This is a genomic window from Stenotrophomonas muris (assembly GCF_052751275.1).
Genome location: NZ_CP199879.1, coordinates 3,573,634 through 3,595,510, shown reverse-complemented (window position 1 = coordinate 3,595,510; position 21,877 = coordinate 3,573,634). Strand labels below are relative to the sequence as shown.

The window sequence follows — 21,877 nt, the reverse complement described above, 5'->3', positions numbered from 1 at the left end:
GCCGCGACGTCACGGATGAGCACTCCCGCTGACAAGATCGCCGTGCTGGGCGCCGGTTCCTGGGGAACCGCGCTGGCCAGCCTGCTCGCACGGCACGGTCATCCGACCGTGCTGTGGGGGCGCGACGCTGCCGTGGTCGAGGCCATCGACCAGCGCCACGAGAACCCGCGCTACCTGCCGGGCATCCCGCTGCCGGACAGCCTGCGTGCCACCACCGACCTGGCGTCGGCGGTGGAAGGCGCGGCCTGGATCCTGGTGGTGACCCCGTCGCATGCCTTCGGTGAAACCGTGCGTGCGCTGGCGCCGCTGCGTCCGGCCGGTGCCGGCGTGGCCTGGGCCACCAAGGGCTTCGAACCCGGTTCGGGCCGTTTCCTGCATGAAGTGGCGCGCGAAGTGCTGGGCGAGGACGTGCCGCTGGCCGTCGTCACCGGGCCATCGTTCGCCAAGGAAGTAACCCAGGGCCTGCCCACCGCGATCACCGTGCACGGCGACGTGCCCGAGTTCGCGCAGACGGTGGCCGAGGCGATGCATGGCCCGGCGTTCCGCGCCTACACCGGCGACGACATGGTCGGTGCCGAGCTGGGCGGTGCGATGAAGAACGTGCTGGCGGTGGCCACCGGCGTGGCCGATGGCATGCAGCTGGGCCTCAACGCCCGTGCCGGCCTGATCACCCGCGGTCTCAATGAAATGCTGCGCCTGGCTGCGGCGATCGGCGCCAAGCCGGAAACGCTGATGGGCCTGGCCGGCCTGGGCGATCTGGTGCTGACCTGCACCGGCGATCTGTCGCGCAACCGTCGCCTGGGCCTGGCCCTGGGCCGTGGCCAGACGCTGCAGGATGCCGTGCGCGAAATCGGCCAGGTGGTCGAGTCGGTGCAGACCGCCGACGAAGTGATGCGACAGGCACGCCGCCATGGCATCGACCTGCCGATCTCCGACGGCGTGCGTGCCGTGCTGCACGGCGAGCAGACTCCGGAAGAAGGCCTGCGCGCACTGCTGGCGCGGGAACAGAAACCGGAATACCCGGACACGCTGTTCAAGTGAATCGAAAAACCCCGGCCACGTGCCGGGGTTTTTTATGTGCGCGAGCCATCCACGCATGGCGTGGATCTACTGCCGAACCCGCTTCTGGTAGCTGCCAACCTTGGTTGGCGCCCGACGGCGGCAATCACCGCGCCCGTGGCGGCGCGCTGGTGTTGTCCATGTCCGAGAAGATCAACCACGGCCCGTCGCCCACGCGCTTCAGCGTCAGCGTGAACTTGCCGGTGTCCCCCTCGTTGCTGCCGTAGCGATACGCACCAATGATGTAGCCCCTGTTGCCCTCCACCGAGTGAGCCAACGCCCGCAGCCACAACGGACTGCCGCCCTGGCCGGCATACGCGGCCTCGATCGCAGTACGCCCGCGCACCGGCGGCTGGTTGCTCTGCAGTACAAGACCATCCTCGGCAAGCAGCGCAGCCAATGCCCTGGCATCAGCCGAGCGCCACGCCCGCTCGTAATCGCGTAGTACGCGCTCCAGCGGTGCGGGCAGGGCTGCGCCCGGGAGAGGCCGTGCAGGCTTCGCGTTTTCTGCATCGTGGGCAATTGCCGGCGATGCCAGCCGCAGGGCACTGCAGAAGATCTTGGCGAGTCGTGTACGGCGCATGCGTCCGGCTCCAGGCGATGACGGGACGCTACGAACGCATCCTGGCACGGTGCTGGTTAGAATCACGCGGCTGCCGATTTGCTGGATGCAGCGCAGATCAGACAAGGACAGGGAATGAAGATTCGAATCACAGGGATGGCACTGACGGTCGCATTGCTGGCCGCCTGCGGGCAGGCACCGGCACCCGATGCAGCACCAGCCGCACCAGCACCGGCCACAGAAGCACCTGCGGCCACGGCAACGGTGGGCGAGAAGGCGCCATCCATCGAAGGTGGCGTGGATCCCTCGGTGTGGGACAACGAAGGCGAACCGGAAGACCCGAGTGCCGGCGGCGAACTCACCTGCGCGGACAACCCGCTGGCGACGCATTTCTTCACCCTGGTGGGCGGCAATACCGTGGACGACTGCGGCCGCAAGGACCCGAAGGTGCTGGCCGCGTTCAACGCCCTGATGAAGAACACAGCCGCAGCCGAATCCGCTGACAGGGAGATTCCATCGCTGCGCGAACGCCTGTTGAGCGGGCCCAGCGGTCCTGGTGAGCTGCTGGTGCTGCAGGGCGAGCCGTGGTGGTTCTATACCGCCTGCCAGGCCCACGACTGCCCCGGCACCGCGTTGGCGATGCTGTATTCGCCGACGGAGGCGAAGATGGTCGGCCGTCTTACCGCGCGCTGTCGTGTGTGGTGGCTGGGCGAGCCGACGGCGGAACAACGTGCGCAGATTGAACAACGCCAGCCACTGCAGGATGCCGCGTTGAAGGAAGACAGCGCGCTCTGCGAGTGATGTGGTGCCCGCCTCATCCTTCCGGCTGCATGCGCGCGCTGGCCTGTGCGTTCATGGTCAGGCACGCCAGGATCAGCCCTTCCATCACCCGGTCGCCCACGTACTCGGCCTCCGTGCCGTTCTGACGCACGCGCTCGGCCGCCAGCAGCAGCTCCAGCGTCACGCGTTGGCCGGCCAGTGCACAGTCCGCATCGGCCAGCGCCATGCAGCGGCCCGGCATCTGGTGACGCTCCGGCCAGGGTTGGCCGTCGGCGGCCGCGCCTTTGCCGATGCGGCGAAGCGTGGCGATGAAGGCATTCGGATCGGTCGCAGCCGCGTGCTCTGGCGGCCCACCGCCAGTGGCGGATGAGCGATGCGGATGCAGGCGAGGGAAGTCCGGTGTGGTCATGGCAGTGCTCCGTGCAGGACAGACGGTAGCCGCCACACAAAGGTGGCGGGCGGAGACGTGGCTCGAAAACCGGGAGATCACGAACAAGACCGGCAGGCGCAAGGCCTCCACGCTCCGCCCGCCATAGCCGGCAGACGGAATGCCAGCCGGCGCCACGCGGGGTGACGCCGGCTGGCAAGCGCAAACAACGTTCGTGATCTAACGGGTTTTCGAGGCCCGGCCACCGATTTTCCGGTGGCCCGCCATCTGTACCGCTGTCGCTGCGCAACGCCAATCAGACGAGTTGCAAACAGCGTTTGATCGAAGACGCTTTCAGCATTCTTGCATGCTGTTAAGCCGTCGCGGACGCAGGTGCCGCAACGTCCGTGGCAGCGTGGGGAATATGCGACATGGTTCGAACTTGATGACAGGGATATGGGTACCCCACCAAGCCGATGACGACAGTGCGGAGCGAAGAACGTAAATCGAACTCGCCCCACTCTGGTTGTCAGCGCTCTTGGGGTCTTTCGTACCAGGCCTGAGTACGGTTGACGATGCGCACCACGGACAGCATGACCGGCACCTCGATCAGCACGCCCACCACCGTCGCCAGCGCCGCCCCGGAATGCACGCCGAACAGTCCCACCGCAGTCGCCACCGCCAGTTCGAAGAAGTTGCTGGCACCAATAAGCGCTGACGGGCCGGCCACGCAATGTGCCACGCCCAGCCGACGGTTGAGCAGGTAGGCCAGGCCCGAGGTGAAATAGACCTGGATCAGGATCGGCACGGCAATCAGCGCGATTACCAGCGGTTGCTTCACGATCTGCTGGCCCTGGAACCCGAACAGCACCACCAGCGTCAGCAGCAGCGCGGACAGGGACAGCGGCCCCAACCTTCGAAGCGTGAGTTGCAGGCCCGCCTCGCCGCTGCGCAAAAGGATCCAGTGCCGCAGCAGTGCAGCAGCCAGCACCGGCACCACGATGTAGAGACCAACGGACAGCAACAGCGTATCCCACGGTACGGTGATCGCTGACAGGCCGAGCAGCAGTGCAACCACCGGCGCGTAGGCAACCACCATGATCGCGTCGTTCAACGCCACCTGGCTCAGGGTGAAGTTGGCATCACCGCGGCACAGGTTGCTCCACACGAACACCATGGCGGTGCAGGGTGCGGCTGCCAGCAGGATCAGCCCGGCGATGTAGCTGTCGATCTGTGCTGCGGGCAGCCAGTCGGCGAAGGCATGGCGCAGGAACAGCCAGCCCAGCAGCGCCATCGAGAACGGCTTGACCGCCCAGTTGATGAACAGTGTTACCCCGATGCCCTTCCAGTGTTGCTGCAACTGGCGCATCGCGCGGAAGTCGACCTTCAGCAGCATCGGGATGATCATCAGCCAGATCAGCACCGCAACCGGCAGATTGACCTTGGCCACTTCGGCGGACGCCAGCACCGCGAAGGCACCGGGCAGGACGTGGCCCAGCAGCGTGCCCATCGCAATGCACAGCACAACCCACAGCGTCAGGTGTCGCTCGAACAGACCCATGGCAGTGGCACCGTCACTGCGCGCCGTCGGTCGGCAACAGCTGGCCGATCCGGTCCAGCGCGTGCTGCAGCGCTTCGCGTTCGGACCACACCGATTCGGGCAGTGCGAGCAGCGCACGCAGGCGGGTTTTCACGATGGCATGGGCCAGCGCGAAGGCTGCGGCCTTGTCGGCATCGCTGCCTGCCACGGCGGCCGGATCGGGCAGGCCCCAATGGCTGCGGATGAAGTCACCGAACACCACTGGGCAAGCTTCGGCAGCGGCCGCATCACACACGGTGATGACCAGGTCCATGGGCGCTGCATCCACGAACTCGTCCCATGATTTGCTGCGCAGCCCTTCAACGGGCATTCCTTCGGCATGCAGTTGTGCCAGCGCGAACGGATTGACCTGGCCGGTGGGCTGGCTGCCCGCACTGAATGCCCTGAAGCGATCGCTGTCCCAGGCGCGCAGGGTGGCTTCAGCCAGCACGCTGCGCGCGCTGTTGCCGGTGCAGAGGAACAGGACATTGCGGGTCATGTGGCAATCGCTTCGATGGGGTGGGTCGTGTGCGGTATCAGCACTTGCAGGCGGGTTCGGCGGGGACGCACTGGTTGCTGGGTGAGCCCGCGCAACAGTTGTGCGTGAGGTACTCGATCAAGCCGTTCATGGCATCGAAGTTGGCGCGGTAGCAGACGTGGCGGCCCTGGTTCTCGCTCTCCACCAGCCCGGCCTGCACCAGCTCCTTCAGGTGGAAGCTGAGCGTGGCCGGCGGCACCTGCAGGGCCGTAGCGATGTCGCCCGCCATGCGCCCTGCCGGGCCGGCCTCCACCAGCAGGCGGAAGGCAGCCAGGCGGGTGGCATGACCGAGGGCGGTCAGGGCGGAGATTGCATTCGATGTTTCCATGTTTCTAGAATAATCGAATGAATGAGCCAATCACAAGCCTGGACCTGCCCAACCTGGTGGAATCGTCATTGCCCCAGCCCAATCATCACCAGCTCGCCGCGGCAGATCTGGGGCCGCCACGCATCCTCCTGCTCTACGGCTCGCTGCGGCCCCAGTCGTTCAGCCGCAAGCTGGCGCTGGAAGCCGAGCGACTGCTGCGCCATCTGGGGTGCGAAACCCGGGTGTTCGATCCGCATGCGCTGCCGATGCTGGACAGCGTGGACCCGCACCACCCTGAAGTGCAGCGACTGCGCGAATGGTCGCAGTGGTCGGAAGGCCAGGTATGGGTCAGCCCCGAGCGGCATGGCACGGTCACCGGCGTGTTCAAGAACCAGATCGACTGGTTGCCGCTGGAAGATGGCAGCGTGCGGCCCACGCAGGGCAGGACGTTGGCGGTGATGCAGGTGAGCGGCGGCTCGCAGTCGTTCAACACGGTCAACGCGTTGCGCGTGCTTGGTCGTTGGATGCGCATGCTGACCATCCCCAACCAGTCGTCGGTGGCCAAGGCCTGGCAGGAATTCGATGACGACGGCCGGATGAAGCCCTCGCCGTACTACGATCGGGTGGTGGATGTGATGGAAGAGCTGGTGAAGTTCACGCTGCTGACGCGGGGCCGGTCGGACTACCTGGTAGACCGTTACAGCGAGCGGAAGGGCGACGCCCACGCCGCGGCATTGGCGCGGGCTGCAGAGGCTACGGCTTCCTGATCCTCATTGGTGCCGATGTGAGGCACGCTCACCCAAGCAGCCTCTTCACCCTTGAAGCTGCAAGGCGGATGATCACCACATAGGCCAGCAACATGCCGGTGCCGATGCCCATTACTTCGATTTCCCAGTTGCGGCGGTAGGGAGAAGGGCCCATGAAGGCCCACGCCAGAAGCACCGCCGCAATCAGCAAGGCGCTGCGATTGGCCTTCGAAATGAGCGCATCTTCGGTCGCGTGCCCCATGTTCGGATCCCAGGAACCGAGCAGCCACCCCAAGCCACGCAGGTAGTCGCGCGCCACGAAGAACAGGAAGACGAATACGCCTCCCATCGTGCTCAGCAGAAACTGGAAGAGTGGGTCCACCGGCGGCCTCATGGACGAGGCAGACATTGCCTCGCAGGATCGTCTACGGGCGCAGTATGCCAGCGTGCCGGGCCTCGGGGGCACCACGCCTCACACGCAGGCGACTCTCCATGAGCAGACTGTGCATCCCAGCCGCCCGGCGGGCGGCATGTGCCCACAACGCCCAGGGCGGACGCACAAACGCACTACTCGCCAGCGTGCTGTGCGGTCTTCTTTTGGTTGCCATCTGTGACGGCACGGCTCTGCGCGAACTCCGGGAACGTCTTCGCGATCGAATCCTTGTCCGGCAGGATGTAGAACACGCCGCCCTTCTCGAACGTGGACTGCACGATCTGCTCGTAGAACGCGGGCGAGACATTGATGCAGCCGTGGGTGACGCGGTTGTCGTCCGGCGAGGGCGATGCCAACCGCTCGGCGCGCTTTTCCTTCGGGCTGCCCGGCGGCAGCGGGTGCATCGACACGGCGGAATCGTAGTCCACCCACAGCACGCGTCCGGCATCGTCGGACGGGCCGTAACCGCCAATGAAGCGGCCGGCAGGCGTGGTGCGGTCGTGGCCGGGAATCGCGCTCAGTGCGAGCTTGGCGACGCCCGGTGCGGAATGGTCGCCGATCGCCGACCCAAACAGCGCCGGTGCGGCGCCGCGCAGCTTGCCGTCACCGCCGAAGACCAGAACCTGCGCCGCCGCCTTGTCCATGACCGCAAACGGATAGCCCTGGTTGTCCTTGCTGGCGACCACCCAGCCGGCCAGCTCGATCACTGTCTCGGACACGCTCTGGTCGGGCGGAAGTTCATCAACGGCGGCGACCGATGGTGCAGGTGCGTCCTTGTCCCTGGCGTTGGCTACGCCGCTGCACGCAACGGCCAGTGCCATGGCCAGGGAGGCATGGAGGGCGCGGCGTGCAGGGGAGGGGGAAGTACGAATGGGACGGCTCCTTGCAATGCAATCGTGGGTGGAAGGATGCCAGTGGCCGGCGAAGGCCACTGGGTCCCCGATACACCCGATACAGAGGTGGATCAATTCAAAAGGTGAGGGAGCGATTACCCGCGCGGCTTGCGGCCGGCAGGTGCCCTTTCAAGCTGCTGCACGCGACCTTCGATCTGGTCCAGGCGCTGATTGGCCTGCTGTGCGGACTGGTTGGCGGACTCCGCGCTCTGCGCAGCGCCCTGCACCTTGACGTCGAGCTGATCGAGACGCGAGTTGATGGTTGCAAACTCGTTCTTGTATGACGCGCAGGCGCCAAGGCTTACGGTGGCGATGAGCGCTACAGCAAGTGCGCGGGCCGTCTTCATGTGTTGCGGGTTCAGGTTCATTGCACTCCCTCCTTCGTCTGGGGAAGCTGGAATATAGCGGCGTTTGTTCCCGCCGCTACCAAGCGCTTTCAGCTGGAATTTGAATACGTGGAAGCACTGTGAAGCCGGCCTCTGACCCAACATTAACAAGCGGGATCAGGCGAGCTGATCTACGTCGGCGGCGTGCCTTGTGCCTGTTCAAGGTCGCCAATTCATCAGTATGAAGCGGCTCTCACAGCACTTGCGTTTCCATGCCTTTGGCAGCAGTGCAGGCAGGCGTCCATCCACTCGCCTCGAACACGGTCGCGGCGGTGTCGGGCCGCACATCCAGCAGCGTGGCGATGGCCCTGGTCCCGTCTGGCGCGCGGGAAACATAGCTGCGCGCGATGCGGTAGCCGACCCAGTATCCGAGATCTCCACGTCGTGCTTCATCGCCGGGGCCGTTGTACAGCCACTTCGAAAGATCGGTGCCCCCACTGTCCTGTACGAACGCGCGCTCCAGCGCACATTCGCGGCCCTGGGCCCAGCGACGCAGATGCGCGTTGGCCGGTTGCCCCGAGATCAGTTCACCCACGTACTCGGCGCCGCCTTCAAGCAACGTCTGATAGAGCAGGGTGGGCTGCTCTACGTCCACGCGTGCACCGGGCTGTTGCACGTGCACATACTCATGCGCGATCAGATGCACGAAGCGGTCACCTACATCGGCCTGCATCCAGTCGGCGTTGCACAGTGCTTCCAGTCCGATCACCACACCATCTTCGGTGGTGACGCCGCCGCTGTTACCCCGCCCGACCAGCACGGTGACCGGAGGAAAACGTGCAGTGGGGAGCAGCGTGCCCAACCGATCGAGTGCGTCGGCAACCCGCGCGCGGATCGCCGGCAATGCCGCTGCACAGGTCCGCGCCCTGGCGAACAACGCCGGCTTGTCCTGGATGGCCCTGGCCAAACGCTCCATTGATCCGATGCGGCTGTCGGTGAAGCTGCGCAATGCCTCCGTGCCGGTGTCCAGATAGCCGCGCTGCAGGTCTTCGGCACTTGGTTTTCCTCCAGTGGCATCCAGCACGCTGAAGAAACGCGTGACATCGTCTGTCTGTACCACGATGCGTGCAGAAGGTTGGGCGCGCTCGGCCGCGTTGGCTGGCAGCTGCATCATCGGAAGGGCGACGAGCAGCAGCACCCGCACCGCGCGGCGCGCATGGGGCGGAAACAGCAGTGATGCGACGGACGCGTGCTGCATGTGGAGTTCCCTGAACGCCAGCCTTATTTATACACCAGTCAGTTCAATATTCAGGGTCGATTAGACCCCCTAACGGATAATTCACACCTGTCGACCGCCTCCTCTCTCTCCCCCTCCCGGGAGGCGGCCGACGAAACCAAAATAATTAAAGGTGTGTCCCGATGAACAAGAATTCGCTGCTCGCCCTGGGTCTCCTGGCTGCCCTGCCGTTCGCTGCATCGGCAACCGACGGCCTGTCGTACAACTACGTTGAAGGCGGCTACGTGAACACCGATGCCAAGGGCGGCGACGCCGATGGCTGGAAGGTGAAGGGTTCCGTGGCGGTGCACCCGAACTTCCACATCTTCGGCGACTACAGCGCGCAGGAGACCGACAAGTTCAAGAATGACGTCGACCAGTGGCGCATCGGTGCCGGCTACAACTACGGCATCGCACCGAACACCGACCTGGTGGCCCGCGTTGCGTACCAGAAGTTCGACATGAAGCATGGCCTGGACTTCAACGGCTACTCGACCGAAGTCGGCGTGCGCACCGCGTTCAACCCGTACGTGGAAGGCTACGTGATGGCCGGCTACGAGGACTACACCAAGAAGCACGGCATCAACCCGGACGGCGAGTTCTACGGCCGTGTCGGCGCCACCGCCAAGTTCAACCAGAACTGGGGCCTGAGTGGCGAAGTGAAGCTGGCCAAGGCCGGCGACCGCGAGTGGTTCGTGGGCCCGCGCTTCACCTGGTAACAAACGCCTGTCGTTAGTGCGTGTTGTGCTGGCGTGTGACTCTCTCTCTCTCTCCCACACGCCAACCGAAGCCCGGCCTCGCGCCGGGCTTCACTTTTATGGGCCCCGTGGCGCCACAATGCGGCATGGGCGACCCTTCCTCTCTTGCAGGCACCGGCACGACCTACCAGGAACATCTGACGCCTGCGCCGCTGCGCGGCCACTTTGGCCAGCTGTGGCAGAGCCAGCTTCCTGCCGATGCCGATGGGCACATCACCGTATTGCCCGATGGCTGCGTGGATATCCTCTGGCGCGACGGTGCGCTGTTCGTCGTCGGCCCGGACCGTGTGGCCGCGCACCCGGCGCTGGCACCCGGTGCGCAGGTGCTGGGCGCACGCTTCCGCCCCGGCCAGGCATTGGCCGCGCTGGGCCTGCCTTTGGCCGGGATCACCGGCCAGGCCGTGCCACTGGCTGATCTGAAGGGCGCGTGGGCGAACAAGGCGGCGGCCTCCATCGGCGACACCGCGCCTGCACAGCGCCTGCAGCGAATGGCGCACTGCCTGCAACAGCACATGGGTGCGGCCGCGCTCGATACGCCGGCGCAGCGCGCCCATGTCATGTTCCAAGCGCTCGCCGCGGGTAATGCCACGCTGGATACGCTGGCGGCGCAGTTGGGCCTGAGCCCGCGCAGCCTGCGGCGTTTCAGCCAGTCGCAGTTCGGCTACGGCGCCAAGACGCTGGAGCGGATCCTGCGGCTGCAACGTTTCCTGCGCCAGAGTCGCGCGCTGCCACAGCATTCGTTGGCGATGCTGGCCGCTGATGCCGGCTATGCCGACCAGGCCCATCTCAGCCGCGAGGCGCGCGAGCTGACTGGCATGACCGCCAGCGAGCTGCGCCTGGAGTGGGGACAATGATGGCCGTTTTGTTCAAGACCGCCGTGCCGCGCTGACCGAAGCTGGGGTTCCAATCACGGAGCAACCTCATGAGCCACGAAGCTACCCACGAAGCCGAACGCCGCATCGACAACATCGAATTCGCCGTCGCCAGCATCGCACGCAGCAAGCGCTTCTACGGTGAGGTGTTTGGCTGGCGCTTCACCGACTATGGTCCGGCCTATACCGAGTTCGACGACGGCCGCCTGAAAGGTGGCTTCGTGGCCGACGCAGCGGTGCATGCGCACGGCGGTCCGCTGGTGATCCTGTACTGCGCGGACCTGGCCGACGCACAGCAGCGCGTGGTCGCCGCCGGTGGCGAGGTGGTGCAGGCGGTGTTCGCCTTCCCCGGCGGCCGCCGCTTCCACTTCCGCGATCTGGACGGCTACGAGCTGGCGGTCTGGAGTGATGTGGACTGAAGTCTTCGTACCTTCGCCGGTGGACGGAACGAGAACCGCTCCGTCCCCGGTCAGGCGGTTCCGCTATGATCGCCCGCACATCGCCACACGCGATGCGTCCGCCTCAAGCCAGCAGGAACCGCCGTGAACTCCCAGCCCGCACCGATCACCGCCGTCAACCACACGCTCGACAACGAGCCGCAGCAGATCACTGCGCCGCTCACCCATTCGGCGGCGTTCCTGGTGCTGAAGGTGAAGGATGACGAGGCGTCGATCGCCAAGGCGCGCGAGGTGCTCGCCAGTACCGACGATCTGATCAAGAACACCGCCATCCGCGAGATCGAGCGCACCTTCACCTGCAACGTGGCCATCGGCCATCGCGTGTGGCAGCCGCTGGTAGGCTCCACGCCGCCGCGCGAGCTGAAGCCGTTCCGCGAGATCAAGGGCGCGACCCACACTGCCGTGTCCACGCCGGGCGACCTGCTGTACCACATCCGCGCACGCACCATGGACCTGATCGTGGCGTTCGAGCGCAACCTGCTGATGGCGTTCGGCGATGCGGTGGAAGCAGTCGATGACGTGGCCGGCTTCCGCTATTTCGATGGCCGCGACCTGCTCGACTTCGTCGACGGCACCGCCAATCCGGAAGGACTGTCGCTGCCCGAAGCCACGATTGTTGGTGACGAGGATCCGGACCACGCAGGTGGCAGCTACGTGGTGGTGCAGAAGTACCTGCACAACCTCGATGCGTGGCGCGCGCAGAAGACCGAGGCGCAGGAGGCGATCATCGGCCGCACCAAGCACGACAACATCGAGCTGGACGACGCGCCGGCCGATGCGCAGAAATCGCACAAGACGCTATGCACCATCGAGGATGCCGACGGCGAGCACGAGATCCTGCGCGACAACATGCCGTTCGCCAACCCTGGCCGCGGCGAGTACGGCACCTACTTCATCGGCTACACGCGCCGCCTGTGGGTGATCGAGAAGATGCTCGAGCGCATGTTCATCGGTAATCCTGCACCGCTGCACGACCGCATCCTCGACTTCTCCACCGCCACCACCGGCGTGACCTTCTTCGCGCCCTCGCGCAAGGTGCTGGCCGACCTGGGCGAGTGATCAACGCACGCGTATGCATCTGGAGGACGTATGTCTGTCTTGAGAGCCCCATTCCTGGCGGCATTGTTCATGGGCATCGCCGGCTGCTCGACAGCACCTGGTCTGCTTGAACAAGCACCCGAGTCATTTGCTTCTTCGAAATCGGTACAGCAGGTCACCGTCTGCCTGTCCCAGACGTGGACACAACGCAATAAGGTCGTGCGCGTGCTGCCCACTGAATCCGGGCAGCGCATTGTCATCGACAACCCTGTGAACCATGGGGTGATTGCCATTGTCGAGCTTGCCCCTGTCCCGGCTGGTACGTCTGCACGCTACTGGAAGGGTGCAGGTCTCACCGGCTGGACACGTGATGATCTGAAGGCCTGCCTGGACTGATCGAAGGCAATCCCTCGCAATCGGGCAAGCTCGACGCGCGGCGCCATCATGGCCCGCCATCCGCCTGTCATCTAGGGCGCCGACCATGGCGCGCTGGATGGGAGCGCAGGAGGCAGGTGATGGCCATGGCAGGGAACAGGACCGGCATGCGCCGCTGGTGGCGGCGTCTGGCCACGGTGTTCGGCGCGTTGGCACTGGGGAGTGCCAGCGTTTCCGCGCAGGAAGCCCCTGCGCACTGGATGGCCTACGCCGCCGCCGTGGGTGGCCAGCTGCAGCAGCGCCTGCAGCAGGAACAGGACCCGCAGGCGCAGCGTGTGCTGGCGTGGTTGCAGGCGCACCCTGACACACCGGCACCGCTGCCGGTGAGCGTGTGGATCGCGGCGGATGGCCGTATTTCGAAACTGGAATTCGACAGCCTGGGCGATGCCCAGGTCGACGCCGACCTGCGCGCGACGCTGCAGGCCGCGCCGTTGCAGGCGGCACCGCCGGCCGACATGCGCCAACCGATGCGCCTGGGCCTGTTGCTGGAGCCGAAGTAGATCCATGCCATGCGTGGATGTGGTGGGTAGATGCCGACCTTGGTCGGCAGGCGCGCCAACCCAGGTTGGCGACTACCGGTAGCCCGGCCACGCATGGCGTGGCTCTATCGCGTTGCCACCTGCGGTTCACGCGCGGCGGCGCTCCATGCGCGCAGCCCGAACACGGCCAGGCCGAGGAAGAACACGTACAGTGCCGCGGTCACGTGCAGCGACTTGAACAGGTACGCACCCACATAGACCACGTCCACCGCGATCCACACCCACCAGCAGGCCACGTGGCGGCGTGCCTGCCACCACTGGCCGACCAGGCTCAGCGCGGTCAGCATCGCGTCCAGCCAGGGCAGCGCGGCATCGGTGAAGGTGTGCATGGCCGCACCCAGCGCCACGCCACCGCACAGGCCGAAGGCCAGGTCGCGCAGCAGCGTGCCGCGTGCCAGTGGCACGATGCGGATGCTGCCCTCATCGGCGGCGTGCTGCCGCCAGTTGAGCCAGCCATAGACCAGGAAGCCACCGAAGGCGACCTGCAGCAGGGTGTCCGAGTACAGCTTGGCCTCGGCGAACACCAGGCCATACAGCGCCACCGACAGCAGGCCCACCGGCCATGCCGACAGCCGGCGCCTGGCCATCAGCCAGACGCCGAGGATGCTGCACAGCGCGGCGGTCCACTCGAGCATCACGCCGCTCACAGCGCGAACGTCACCGACAGGCGGGCCTGTCGCGGTGCACCGGGGAACAGGTAGTAGTCACCGCCGCTGCTGCCGGTATCGCGCCAGTAGAAGCGGTTGAATACGTTGTCCACCGACAGGTTCCAGGTCACCGCGCGTTCGTGCAGGCGATGCTGGAAGCGCAGGCCGGCATCGAACACCGAGTAGTCCGGCGCGCGCACGCCACCGTCGGCGCGTGCCACGTTGGCACCGGCATAGCGCCAGCCACCGGTCACGTCCAGGCCCTGCACGAACGGCAACGCGTAGGCCACGTGCACGCTGGCGCGCACCTTCGGCACGTTCACCAGCTGATGGCCCTCATAGGCCGGCGTGCCGGTGTCGCGCGCCCGGGCCTGCAGCATGCTGGCGCTGGCCACGATCTGCAGTGCGTCGGTCAGCTGGCCGTTGGCGGTCAGCTCCAGGCCGGTGTGGGTCTGCGTGCCTTCCTCGACGAAGGTGTAGCCGACGTCGCTGCTGTCGGGCCTGGCGTACTGGTACGGCTGCGAGATGCGGAACACGGCTGCGCCCAGGGTCAGCGCCTCGACCGGCACGTACTTCACGCCTACTTCCAGCTGGCGCGACTGCACCGACGGCAGGAAAGTGTCGGCATTGCTGGTCCAGAACGGCGCTTCCTGGCCCAGCGAAATGCCGCGCACGTAGCTGGCATAGGCGTTGAGCTGATCGGTGGCCTTCCACACCACCGCGGTCTGCGGTAGGAACCGCGACAGGCGGCTGTGCCGCTGCGGAACGCCACGCTTGTCGTAGGCACGCTCGTCCAGGCGCACGAAGCGGCCACCGGCCAACCACTGCCAGTCATCGCCAAAGCTCATCCGGTCCAGCGCGAAGAACGCGGTCTGCCGGCTGTCCAGGCGTCGTGCGGAGGGGCCGGGCATCTTCGGCGACGGCGCGAATACGGGCACCTGCGGGTCGTGGATGTTGCTGGTGCCGACGTACTCGTTGACGCTCGGGCGCTTGTCCACGGTGCGGCGGAAGTAGTCGGCACCGAGGGTCAGCTGATGGCCGACGCTGCCGGTCTCGAAGCGGCCACGCAGCTCGGCACGGGCCTGCTGGTTGCGGCGGGTGTCGTCCGGGCTGCGGTAGTCGTAGACATCGTAGTCGCCGTTGGGTGCGAAGTAGTTGCCTGGCACGCTGCCATCGGCGCACTGCACGGCGTAGTAGCAACCGTAGGCGAAGGCGACGTTGTCATCGATCACCGAGCGGCTGTGGCCGACCGAGACGCGCGACTGCCAGGCATCGTTGAAGTCGTAGGTATGCAGCGCGGTGATGTTGGTGCTGGCGATATCCACCGGGCGCTGCCACGGCTGGTAGCCGAGCAGGTGCTCGCGGTCGACACCGCGCGGCAGGTCACGCGCGCCCAGCAGCTGGTAGCCGGACACCGAGCGCTGCGAGCTGGTCTGGTAGTTGGCATCTACTTCCAGCTTGCCGCGCTCGCCGATCAGCCAGTCGGCGGCCAGCGAGTAGAAGTTGCGGCGGCCATCGGCGTGCGCGACGTAGGAATTGCTGGAGTCCCATGCGGCATTCAGGCGCAGGCCGAAACGCGGGGTGATCCAGTGGCCGACATCGACGGCGACGTAGCGTGAGCCTTCCGAATCGGTGCCGAGCGTGGCGGTGCGTACTTCAGCCGGGCGCTTGCCGATGTAGTTGATGATCCCGCCCGGCGCCATCACCCCTGCCGCCAGGCCGGCTTCACCCTTGAGGATCTCGACCGACTGCACGTTCTCCAGCGCCAAGCGTTGCTCGCCGGCGATGGACAGCCCGTTGAAGCGGTAGCCGGTGGCGGCGTCCAGCGCGAAGCCCCGGATGGCGATGTTCTGGTAGTAGCCCACAGGTGCATACGCATCACCCAGCGAGGCATCGTTGCTGGCCAGCTCGGACAGCGAACGTACCTGGCGACGTTCGAGATAGTCGCGCTCGAGCACGTTCACCGAAGCCGGCGTGTCCTTCCACGAACCGCCGCCGAAGGCATTCACGCGCGAGGTATCGGCCTTCGGCTTGCCGGCCTCCACGCGCACCGCCGCCAGTTCGGTCGGCGAGCGTTCGGCACCAGTGGCAGCCGCATCGGTGGTGGCCTCGGCCTCGCTGGCATGCAGCGGCAGCGCGGCGCAGAGGGCGAGTGAGAGCAGGGTGGGGCGCAGGCAGCGGTTCATTCGGTTCGTCTTCGGACAACAAGGGAGACGAAGCGACGGCGCGCAGGTGCACCGGCCCATGATGGGGGTGTGGCTGCGGCTCAAAGCTCCCTACGCCGGTGCAAACCGGATCAGGTTCCAAGGGACTCTCTCAGCCTGGCAGATCCAGGCACCCCCGCTTCAGGTGACCATTTCACTACAAATGGTACGGATTTGCGAGCGCCAGCCGGGGTCAGATCCCTTTCCTGCGGAAAGGGATCTGACCGCAACGCTGCGTCAACCGGATCACGCGACGGCGTGCAGGGCCTGCAGCAGTGCCCGCCCCGGCGCGCTGTGGAACCACGCCGGATGGCCCAGCATGAAGGGCTGCCAGGCCACGTCGGCATTCGCGGTTGAGCGGGTGAAACCTTCGAAGTACTCCACTTCGGACAGTGCGAAGTCGAAATGGACCATTGGCAGCAGGTCGGCCAGCAGGTGCACGCGTGCCGCCGACAACGGCAGCACCTCGCGGTAGCCGTCGAGCAGGGCCAGCGCGATATCGATGCGCACTGCCTCCATGCCGCGCTCCAGTTCCAGCCACGCCACGGCGTTGCGCTCGATCGCGGTGGCGAGGTCGAACAGCGCGCTGGTGGGCGACGCCAGGCCGAAATCCAGCACGGTGCTGACCTCGCCGTTGCGCCACAGCAGGTTGGAGACATGCCAGTCGTTGTGCGCCCACAGCCGGGGCTCGGCGCGCAGGCGCTCGGCCAGGCCGGCGTGCCACGGCAGCACGTCGCGCTGCAGCTGTGCTTCCCATGGAATGCGCGCGAGATAGCGTGCCAGCCCGGGACGTTCATCCAGTCCTGCCTTGATGGCGGCGATCGGATCGTCGGCACGGATCAGGTCGTCGCGCGCCACCAGCAGATGGGTGCTGCGCTGGGGCGCGTGGTAGCTGGCGGCGGCACGGTGCAGCTGTGCGAGCGTGCGCCCTGCTTCGCGGGCCTGCGCGACATCGGTCAACAGCGACCACGACACCGCGTCGCGATACAGGTCGTCGCCCACGCCGACATCGTGCAGTTCAAACGTCCATTCGCCGTGTTCGACCGCAGTGTGGCCATCGGTGGCCGGCAGCACCTGCACCACTGGCACGCCGGCGGCGGCGAGATGGGCGATGAAGTGGTGTTCTTCTTCCAGACAGGCCGCGCTGCGCACGCTGTGGTGGTGGCGCTTGATGAACACCGCGCCGCGCGTGTCGTCGACGATGGCGGCGGCAGACAGCGGCCGCGGGCTGTGCCAGCGCGGTTGGCTGTGCCCGCCCAGCTGCGGGTAACGCGTACTCAGCCACGCGATGTCCGCCGCGCTGATCGGTGGCCAGTCGGCAGCGACCTCGTCGTTGTTGAGGCCCTGCACGCGGTGGGAGGAAGACGTCATGCCACAGTCCGATCGGGAAAGTCACATCCAAGGCTGCGCATTCAACGCCATGCGCGTGGCCAACGCAAACGGGCGGGTCATCGACCCGCCCGTCTCCGCGTCATCGGTATGTCGGCGCTGCTTACCAGCCGCGATGGCGGCCGCGGTCGTGGTAGTAGCGGTTGTCGTAGTAGCGCTCACGCTGCCAGCGGCGGTCATCGCCACGGTCGTAGTAGCCACTGCGGTAGTAGCCACGGTCGTAACGGCGATCGTAGCGGTCGTCGTAACGGCGATTGTCGTAGTAACGGCGGTCGCGGCGGTCGGAGGTGGTCAGGTTGCCGATCGCGCCGCCGGCCACGGCACCGCCGACGGTGGCCGCAGGGTCGCCGTTGGACAGCAGGTTGCCGGCCACGCCACCGACCACGGCGCCGACCAGGGTGCGCTTGTCCTTCCTCGACATCGCGCTGGCATCGCTGACCACGGCGACACCGGCAACCAGTGCCAGGGCCATCGCCAGACCACGGAAGCTGAGTGTGGAAGTACTGAGCATGTTCGGTTCTCCTGTGAGGTGCATGCCACGCTGGGCAGGGAGGGCGCGGGGCGCCCCGGCTGCCGTGGAGACCACGCTGGCGTTCCGACATTGCCGGAACATTGCCTGGCCTACCGGGCGGCTTGCGCATTCATCTAGCGGCAGGCGGCATGAAGCAAGGCTGAAAGTGGCTTTTACCGCTCAGCTGGCAGAAAGGGAAAGGGCCGCGCATGGCGCGGCCCCTCCCGGTCTGCAAGGCGCTGCGGGCTCAGACGCCCATGGCCTTCTGCGCCTGGCGGGTCTGTTCCTGCTGCGCGTCCTGCTGCTGGTGCAGCACGTTCGGCGCGCCCTGCACCGCGCCGCTGCTGAGCGCCATGCTCTGCTCGCTGGCGGTGCGGGTTTCCACCGCAACGCGGCTGGCCGCCGGGTCACCGACCGTGCCCTGCACGGCGAACAGGCGCTCACCGTTCGGGCTGGGCACCACCGCGTCGATGCGCTGCAGGCCGGCGGCATGCGCCTCCCTGGTCAGGGCCGCTGCGGCGCTTTCCAGCGCGTGGCGGTCCTTGAAGGTGCCCGCCGGCATCCGCTCCAGGCCTTCGGTGGCCTGCAGGTACATCGGATTGCGCGGGTGCCGCTCGTCGTTCAGCAGCGGGCGCTCGCGGGCCTCCTTGATCGCATCCAGCGTCTTTGCACCGACGATGCCGTCGGCAATCAGCCCGTTGTCCTTCTGCAGCTGGCGTACCGCCGCTTCGGTATTGCGGCCGAAGCGGCCGTCCTCGGCCAGCGGCTTGCCGTCGGCCCCGGCATAGCCGAGGTGGCCCAGCTGCTCCTGCACCTTGCGCACGCCCTCGCTGTGCGCGCCCGGCTTGTACAGCTCGGCGTGCGGGGCGGCAGCGGCCTTGTGTTCGGCCGCAGGCTTGCCCTGGGTCTGCTCATGCGATTGGGTGCGGCTTTCCAGCAGGTCGCGCGCCTTGGACAACGGGTCCGACGCGAACAGCTTCCAGTGCGGGTGGTCCTTCACCTGCTTGAGGTAATCCTCCACCGGCATGGTGTGCACGCCCTTGCTGCCGGTGGACTGGCTGATCAGCAGCTTGTCGGTGTTCGGGTCGCGCACCACCATCACGATGTGGTCGATGCCATTCCAGTGCTCGTGGCGGGTCCTGGCCGTATCCAGGCCGATGACCATGCCTTCCTTCAGCGCACCGGGCTTGAGGATGGCGTCGCGCTCGAGCAGCACGCCGGACTGTTCGACGGCCTTGTGCACGATGCCGCCGGAACCGAGGTTGCCCAGGTCGATGCGGTCGGCCTTGCTGAAGACAGCGTGCCCGGCCTTCTGGTTGATCTCGTCCATGGTCCGGTTCTGCAGGGTGCCGACCCAGCCGGAGCAATCGATGTAGCCCTGGTCCACGTTCTTGCCGGTCTTGCCCGGCACGTACAGCGCGTGGCCCGGGATGTTGATGGCGTACTTCACATCGTCGTACTTCACGCCAGCGTCGTACGCGGCGTGCAGTTCGATGCCCGGCTTCGGCGCAGCAGGAGCCGTTGCGGTCGCCGCCAGCGTGGCCGCAGCGGCACCCACTGCGGCGGTCTGCGCAGGTGTGCCTGGAGCCTGGGCCTGGCCCGGTGCCACGGTCTGCGGCGTGATGTGCTTTTCCGGGATGCTGATCGCTGCGTACTTGTGGATGTAGTAGCTGGAGAAGGTCCGCGCCAGGTCGCCGTCGTTCATGCCACGCATTTCGGCCAGGGTGTGGCCGGTCAGCGCCTTGGCATCGGACCCGATCTGGTTGAGCACGTTGCGGCGCATGTTGATCTCTTCGCCATGGCCGTTGCGGACCACGCCGAAGGTGCCGGTGGCGATCGCGGTCTGCACCGAGCCATAGCCGGCGCTGCCCTGCTGGTGGGCCAGGTACAGGTCCAGGCCGGTCGGCGTGTCGCCGCCGGACAGGTACGGGTGGCCGGTGCGCTCATTGCGGCGCGCCATCGAGCCCAGGTTGTCCTGGTACATCTGCGCGGCGGCTTCGGTGTTGCGGGTCGGGTCGAATTCGTGGCCGGTCAGGTGGTATTGGCGGGCCGAGCCGGGCACGAACTGGAACAGGCCTTTGGCGCCGGTCGAGGTGTTGTGGGCGCGCTCGTTGAAGGTGCCGCCGGTCTCGATGTGCGCGAAGCGCATGAAGTCATCGACCGGGATGCCCTTCTGCCGGGCGACCTGCTCGACGATGTCCAGGACTTCCTTTTTGCTGTAGTCATGCTGTGCCATGACGTTTTCCTCGGGGTTGATGGAGCGGCCGATGCCGCGAATCGCCAACCGGACTCATCCGTGAGTCAAGAACATGTCGGTCAACAGGTAACCCGCCTGCGGCGGATGGAAATCAGGGCGCGATGTACTGCTGGGCCTTGCTGTCGAAGCGGTAGTGCACGGTGTCGCCGGCACCCAGCGCGCGGGTCTTGCCCGGGGCTTCGATGGTGGTGCCCTTGAAGGTCACGGTCAGCTGCGGCAGGCCGTTGCCATCGGCCACGAAGGCCAGTTCGCCATCGCTGTCGGTGCACGGCATCACGTTGCCGTCGTCGCAGGCCGCGCTGTTGTCTTCGCCGGTGCGCACCGAGCCGACGTAGCGCCAGACCTTGCTGTCCAGGTCGTCCTCGCTGCGCTTGGGGTTGAACAGCAGCAGGGCGTAGCCGCTGCTGCTGATGCCGCGGTCGAAGCTGCTGGTCGGCACCGCCAGCAGCAGGCGGCCGTCGGCGGTGCGGTGTTCGATCGGCTTGCGCCGGGTATCGACGTCGTCGGCCTTGTCGTAGGCGCCGAGCGCACCGATGGTCCATTCCTGGCCACGGAACTTCCACGGCTTCTTCGCGTCGCCGCCGGCCAGTACGAAGGTGGCCTCGGCCAGATTGGCGCGGTCGTCGGGGCCGGCCGGCTGCTGTTCGCCCGGCTTGCCGTAGTGCTCGCGGGTGTCCCAGGAAAAACCGGTGTAGTAGGTGGTGCCGTCCAGGGTGAAGCGGTGGCCGAACCAGAAGGTCGCCACGCTGCCGTTCTGGACCTCATAGGACGTCGCACCATCGCCATCCACCTGGTAGATGAAATACATCACGGACGGCGCGTCGGGCGGGGTGACGGCGGCATCGGGAGAGGGGTTCTGCATCGGGGCAACATCCTGTCGGGGCGCTTTGGCAGCCTGCGCAGGCGCAGGCCGGGAGGACGAGGGGGCCGGATCGGCGGCGCTGCAGGCGGCAGCGGAAAGGGAGACGAGCAGGCATGCCGCGAATGCGCGCAGGGGCCGCAACGGCAGGGTCCAACGTAGCTCGGGGGGGGACTGCATGCGCCTCTCCATGGTCAGCGTTGCCGGGCCAGACGGCCGGCAGGAAGCCGCACCCCATCCACCACGGACGGGAGCGAGGACATGAGCCGGTCGATTCCTTCGACCTCGCATTGAGAACTCATGCCTGTCCATCTTGGCACAGATCCGCAGGCCGTCAAAGAGGGGGGCGGCAGCCGGGTCTGTGATGTGAAGTGCGTCTCAGATCTTGCCATCACGCAGGTAGTCGAACAATTCGGCGTCGCCCTTCAACCCCAGCTTGAGCATGGCGTCGCCCTTCTGCCGGCTGATGGTGCTGACGCTCTTGTGCAGCTGCAGCGAAATCTCCTTCACCGTCATGCCGGTGCCGAGCAGTCGCAGCACCTCCACTTCGCGTGGTGACAACGGCTTGCCGTCGCCCTCGCGCATGCGCCAGCTGCCGGCCGCGTCCACCCGCTCGCGCAGGCTGCGGCTGATGTAGGGCTGGCCGCGGTACACCGACTGGATGGCCTGCGGCAGCTCGTCCATTGACGAACTCTTGTCGACCAGACCGAGCACGCCACTGTCGAGCACCATGCGCAGGATCGCCAGGTTGCTGGAGACGCTGAGCATCAGCACCGGCAGGTCCGGATGCCGGCGGCGGATCATGCCGATCATGGCGAAGCCATCGGCCTGCGGGCTGCCCGGCATGGAGTAGTCGGTGACCAGCAGGTCACAGGGCTGGTTGGCGAGCAGGGTCATCAGCGCCTGCGCGCTGTCGGCCTCGCCGACCACGCGGCCCACGCCGCTCGACTCGATGACGGCGCGGGTACCGATGCGGACCACCGGGTGATCGTCTGCGATGATGATGCGCAAGCTCATGCTCTAGTATGGCCATCGGGCACGCCG

The 21,877-nt window shown here is 66.5% G+C and carries 25 protein-coding genes and 1 riboswitch; of the genes, 9 read left to right on the top strand and 16 right to left on the bottom strand.

The annotated features are described in order from the left end of the window. Window positions 1–15: 15 nt before the first annotated feature. The gene (locus tag ACUVWL_RS16790) at window positions 16–1,041 is read left to right on the top strand and encodes an NAD(P)H-dependent glycerol-3-phosphate dehydrogenase (RefSeq protein ID WP_005420929.1); all 1,026 of its coding nucleotides are present in this window, start codon (window positions 16–18) and stop codon (window positions 1,039–1,041) included. A 124-nt stretch (window positions 1,042–1,165) separates the two neighbouring features. Here the strand turns inward: ACUVWL_RS16790 and ACUVWL_RS16785 are convergent, their stop codons facing one another. Then, complete coding sequence (locus ACUVWL_RS16785; protein ID WP_445978583.1) at window positions 1,166–1,642, bottom strand: YybH family protein; 477 nt, start codon at window positions 1,640–1,642, stop codon at window positions 1,166–1,168. A 114-nt stretch (window positions 1,643–1,756) separates the two neighbouring features. Between ACUVWL_RS16785 and ACUVWL_RS16780 the strand changes: the two genes are divergently transcribed. Next, window positions 1,757–2,422, top strand: a complete 666-nt coding sequence (locus tag ACUVWL_RS16780) for a hypothetical protein (RefSeq protein ID WP_197574344.1) — start codon at window positions 1,757–1,759, stop codon at window positions 2,420–2,422. 13 nt (window positions 2,423–2,435) lie between these two features. Here the strand turns inward: ACUVWL_RS16780 and ACUVWL_RS16775 are convergent, their stop codons facing one another. The 4 genes from ACUVWL_RS16775 to ACUVWL_RS16760 form a co-directional block, all read right to left on the bottom strand. Continuing rightward, window positions 2,436–2,810 carry a hypothetical protein gene (locus tag ACUVWL_RS16775; RefSeq protein WP_445978582.1) on the bottom strand — a complete coding sequence of 125 codons (375 nt, stop codon included), beginning with the start codon at window positions 2,808–2,810 and terminating at the stop codon, window positions 2,436–2,438. A gap of 487 nt (window positions 2,811–3,297) precedes the next feature. Further along, window positions 3,298–4,329 carry an ACR3 family arsenite efflux transporter gene (arsB, locus tag ACUVWL_RS16770; RefSeq protein WP_046427852.1) on the bottom strand — a complete coding sequence of 344 codons (1,032 nt, stop codon included), beginning with the start codon at window positions 4,327–4,329 and terminating at the stop codon, window positions 3,298–3,300. Window positions 4,330–4,342: 13 nt separating this feature from the next. Further along, on the bottom strand, window positions 4,343–4,846 hold the full coding sequence (locus ACUVWL_RS16765) for an arsenate reductase ArsC (RefSeq protein WP_111206057.1): 504 nt from the start codon (window positions 4,844–4,846) through the stop codon (window positions 4,343–4,345). 37 nt (window positions 4,847–4,883) lie between these two features. Continuing rightward, entirely contained in the window at window positions 4,884–5,213 is a 330-nt protein-coding gene (locus ACUVWL_RS16760) for an ArsR/SmtB family transcription factor (protein WP_111206056.1), read from the bottom strand. 17 nt (window positions 5,214–5,230) lie between these two features. On the opposite strand from ACUVWL_RS16760, the gene arsH reads away from it, so the two are divergent. Beyond that, a complete protein-coding gene (arsH, locus tag ACUVWL_RS16755; protein ID WP_049441739.1) occupies window positions 5,231–5,959 on the top strand; it encodes an arsenical resistance protein ArsH in 729 nt (242 codons plus the stop codon). A gap of 28 nt (window positions 5,960–5,987) precedes the next feature. Here the strand turns inward: arsH and ACUVWL_RS16750 are convergent, their stop codons facing one another. The 4 genes from ACUVWL_RS16750 to ACUVWL_RS16735 all read right to left on the bottom strand — a co-directional run bounded on the left by ACUVWL_RS16750 (window position 5,988) and on the right by ACUVWL_RS16735 (window position 8,848). Then, window positions 5,988–6,320 (bottom strand): hypothetical protein, encoded by a 333-nt coding sequence (locus tag ACUVWL_RS16750; RefSeq protein WP_227864434.1) that lies wholly within the window; start codon window positions 6,318–6,320, stop codon window positions 5,988–5,990. 185 nt (window positions 6,321–6,505) lie between these two features. Next, window positions 6,506–7,192 (bottom strand): L,D-transpeptidase, encoded by a 687-nt coding sequence (locus tag ACUVWL_RS16745; protein WP_014645514.1) that lies wholly within the window; start codon window positions 7,190–7,192, stop codon window positions 6,506–6,508. 167 nt (window positions 7,193–7,359) lie between these two features. Beyond that, window positions 7,360–7,632, bottom strand: a complete 273-nt coding sequence (locus ACUVWL_RS16740) for a hypothetical protein (RefSeq protein ID WP_010487149.1) — start codon at window positions 7,630–7,632, stop codon at window positions 7,360–7,362. Between the two features lie 211 nt (window positions 7,633–7,843). Next, window positions 7,844–8,848: a DUF2268 domain-containing putative Zn-dependent protease gene (locus tag ACUVWL_RS16735; RefSeq protein WP_445978581.1), complete on the bottom strand. Its 1,005-nt coding sequence runs from the start codon at window positions 8,846–8,848 to the stop codon at window positions 7,844–7,846. Window positions 8,849–9,009: 161 nt separating this feature from the next. On the opposite strand from ACUVWL_RS16735, the gene ACUVWL_RS16730 reads away from it, so the two are divergent. The 6 genes from ACUVWL_RS16730 to ACUVWL_RS16705 all read left to right on the top strand — a co-directional run bounded on the left by ACUVWL_RS16730 (window position 9,010) and on the right by ACUVWL_RS16705 (window position 12,927). Next, window positions 9,010–9,585 carry an OmpO family porin gene (locus tag ACUVWL_RS16730; RefSeq protein ID WP_005411880.1) on the top strand — a complete coding sequence of 192 codons (576 nt, stop codon included), beginning with the start codon at window positions 9,010–9,012 and terminating at the stop codon, window positions 9,583–9,585. Window positions 9,586–9,710: 125 nt separating this feature from the next. Then, window positions 9,711–10,478, top strand: a complete 768-nt coding sequence (locus ACUVWL_RS16725) for a helix-turn-helix domain-containing protein (protein WP_445978580.1) — start codon at window positions 9,711–9,713, stop codon at window positions 10,476–10,478. 68 nt (window positions 10,479–10,546) lie between these two features. After that, window positions 10,547–10,915, top strand: coding sequence for a VOC family protein (locus ACUVWL_RS16720; RefSeq protein ID WP_197606300.1), 369 nt, complete (start codon window positions 10,547–10,549; stop codon window positions 10,913–10,915). Between the two features lie 123 nt (window positions 10,916–11,038). Next, window positions 11,039–12,013 (top strand): Dyp-type peroxidase, encoded by a 975-nt coding sequence (locus tag ACUVWL_RS16715; RefSeq protein WP_241887712.1) that lies wholly within the window; start codon window positions 11,039–11,041, stop codon window positions 12,011–12,013. 69 nt (window positions 12,014–12,082) lie between these two features. Beyond that, on the top strand, window positions 12,083–12,388 hold the full coding sequence (locus tag ACUVWL_RS16710) for a hypothetical protein (RefSeq protein ID WP_126411590.1): 306 nt from the start codon (window positions 12,083–12,085) through the stop codon (window positions 12,386–12,388). A 119-nt stretch (window positions 12,389–12,507) separates the two neighbouring features. Continuing rightward, window positions 12,508–12,927, top strand: a complete 420-nt coding sequence (locus ACUVWL_RS16705; RefSeq protein ID WP_111206051.1) for a hypothetical protein — start codon at window positions 12,508–12,510, stop codon at window positions 12,925–12,927. A 104-nt stretch (window positions 12,928–13,031) separates the two neighbouring features. Here ACUVWL_RS16705 and pnuC read toward each other — a convergent pair whose 3' ends face one another. The 7 genes from pnuC to ACUVWL_RS16670 all read right to left on the bottom strand — a co-directional run bounded on the left by pnuC (window position 13,032) and on the right by ACUVWL_RS16670 (window position 21,850). Continuing rightward, window positions 13,032–13,601 carry a nicotinamide riboside transporter PnuC gene (pnuC, locus tag ACUVWL_RS16700; protein ID WP_046427881.1) on the bottom strand — a complete coding sequence of 190 codons (570 nt, stop codon included), beginning with the start codon at window positions 13,599–13,601 and terminating at the stop codon, window positions 13,032–13,034. Window positions 13,602–13,609: 8 nt separating this feature from the next. Then, on the bottom strand, window positions 13,610–15,799 hold the full coding sequence (locus ACUVWL_RS16695; RefSeq protein ID WP_111206050.1) for a TonB-dependent receptor: 2,190 nt from the start codon (window positions 15,797–15,799) through the stop codon (window positions 13,610–13,612). 70 nt (window positions 15,800–15,869) lie between these two features. Beyond that, window positions 15,870–15,965: riboswitch (TPP riboswitch) on the bottom strand. 98 nt (window positions 15,966–16,063) lie between these two features. Further along, window positions 16,064–17,188 (bottom strand): phosphotransferase enzyme family protein, encoded by a 1,125-nt coding sequence (locus tag ACUVWL_RS16690; RefSeq protein ID WP_445978579.1) that lies wholly within the window; start codon window positions 17,186–17,188, stop codon window positions 16,064–16,066. 121 nt (window positions 17,189–17,309) lie between these two features. Next, entirely contained in the window at window positions 17,310–17,717 is a 408-nt protein-coding gene (locus ACUVWL_RS16685; protein ID WP_014645533.1) for a glycine zipper 2TM domain-containing protein, read from the bottom strand. A gap of 247 nt (window positions 17,718–17,964) precedes the next feature. Then, window positions 17,965–19,953, bottom strand: a complete 1,989-nt coding sequence (locus ACUVWL_RS16680) for a peptidoglycan-binding protein (RefSeq protein WP_111206065.1) — start codon at window positions 19,951–19,953, stop codon at window positions 17,965–17,967. A gap of 112 nt (window positions 19,954–20,065) precedes the next feature. After that, entirely contained in the window at window positions 20,066–20,836 is a 771-nt protein-coding gene (locus ACUVWL_RS16675) for a hypothetical protein (protein ID WP_049441770.1), read from the bottom strand. A gap of 375 nt (window positions 20,837–21,211) precedes the next feature. After that, window positions 21,212–21,850: a response regulator transcription factor gene (locus ACUVWL_RS16670; RefSeq protein ID WP_014035550.1), complete on the bottom strand. Its 639-nt coding sequence runs from the start codon at window positions 21,848–21,850 to the stop codon at window positions 21,212–21,214. Window positions 21,851–21,877 lie beyond the last annotated feature (27 nt).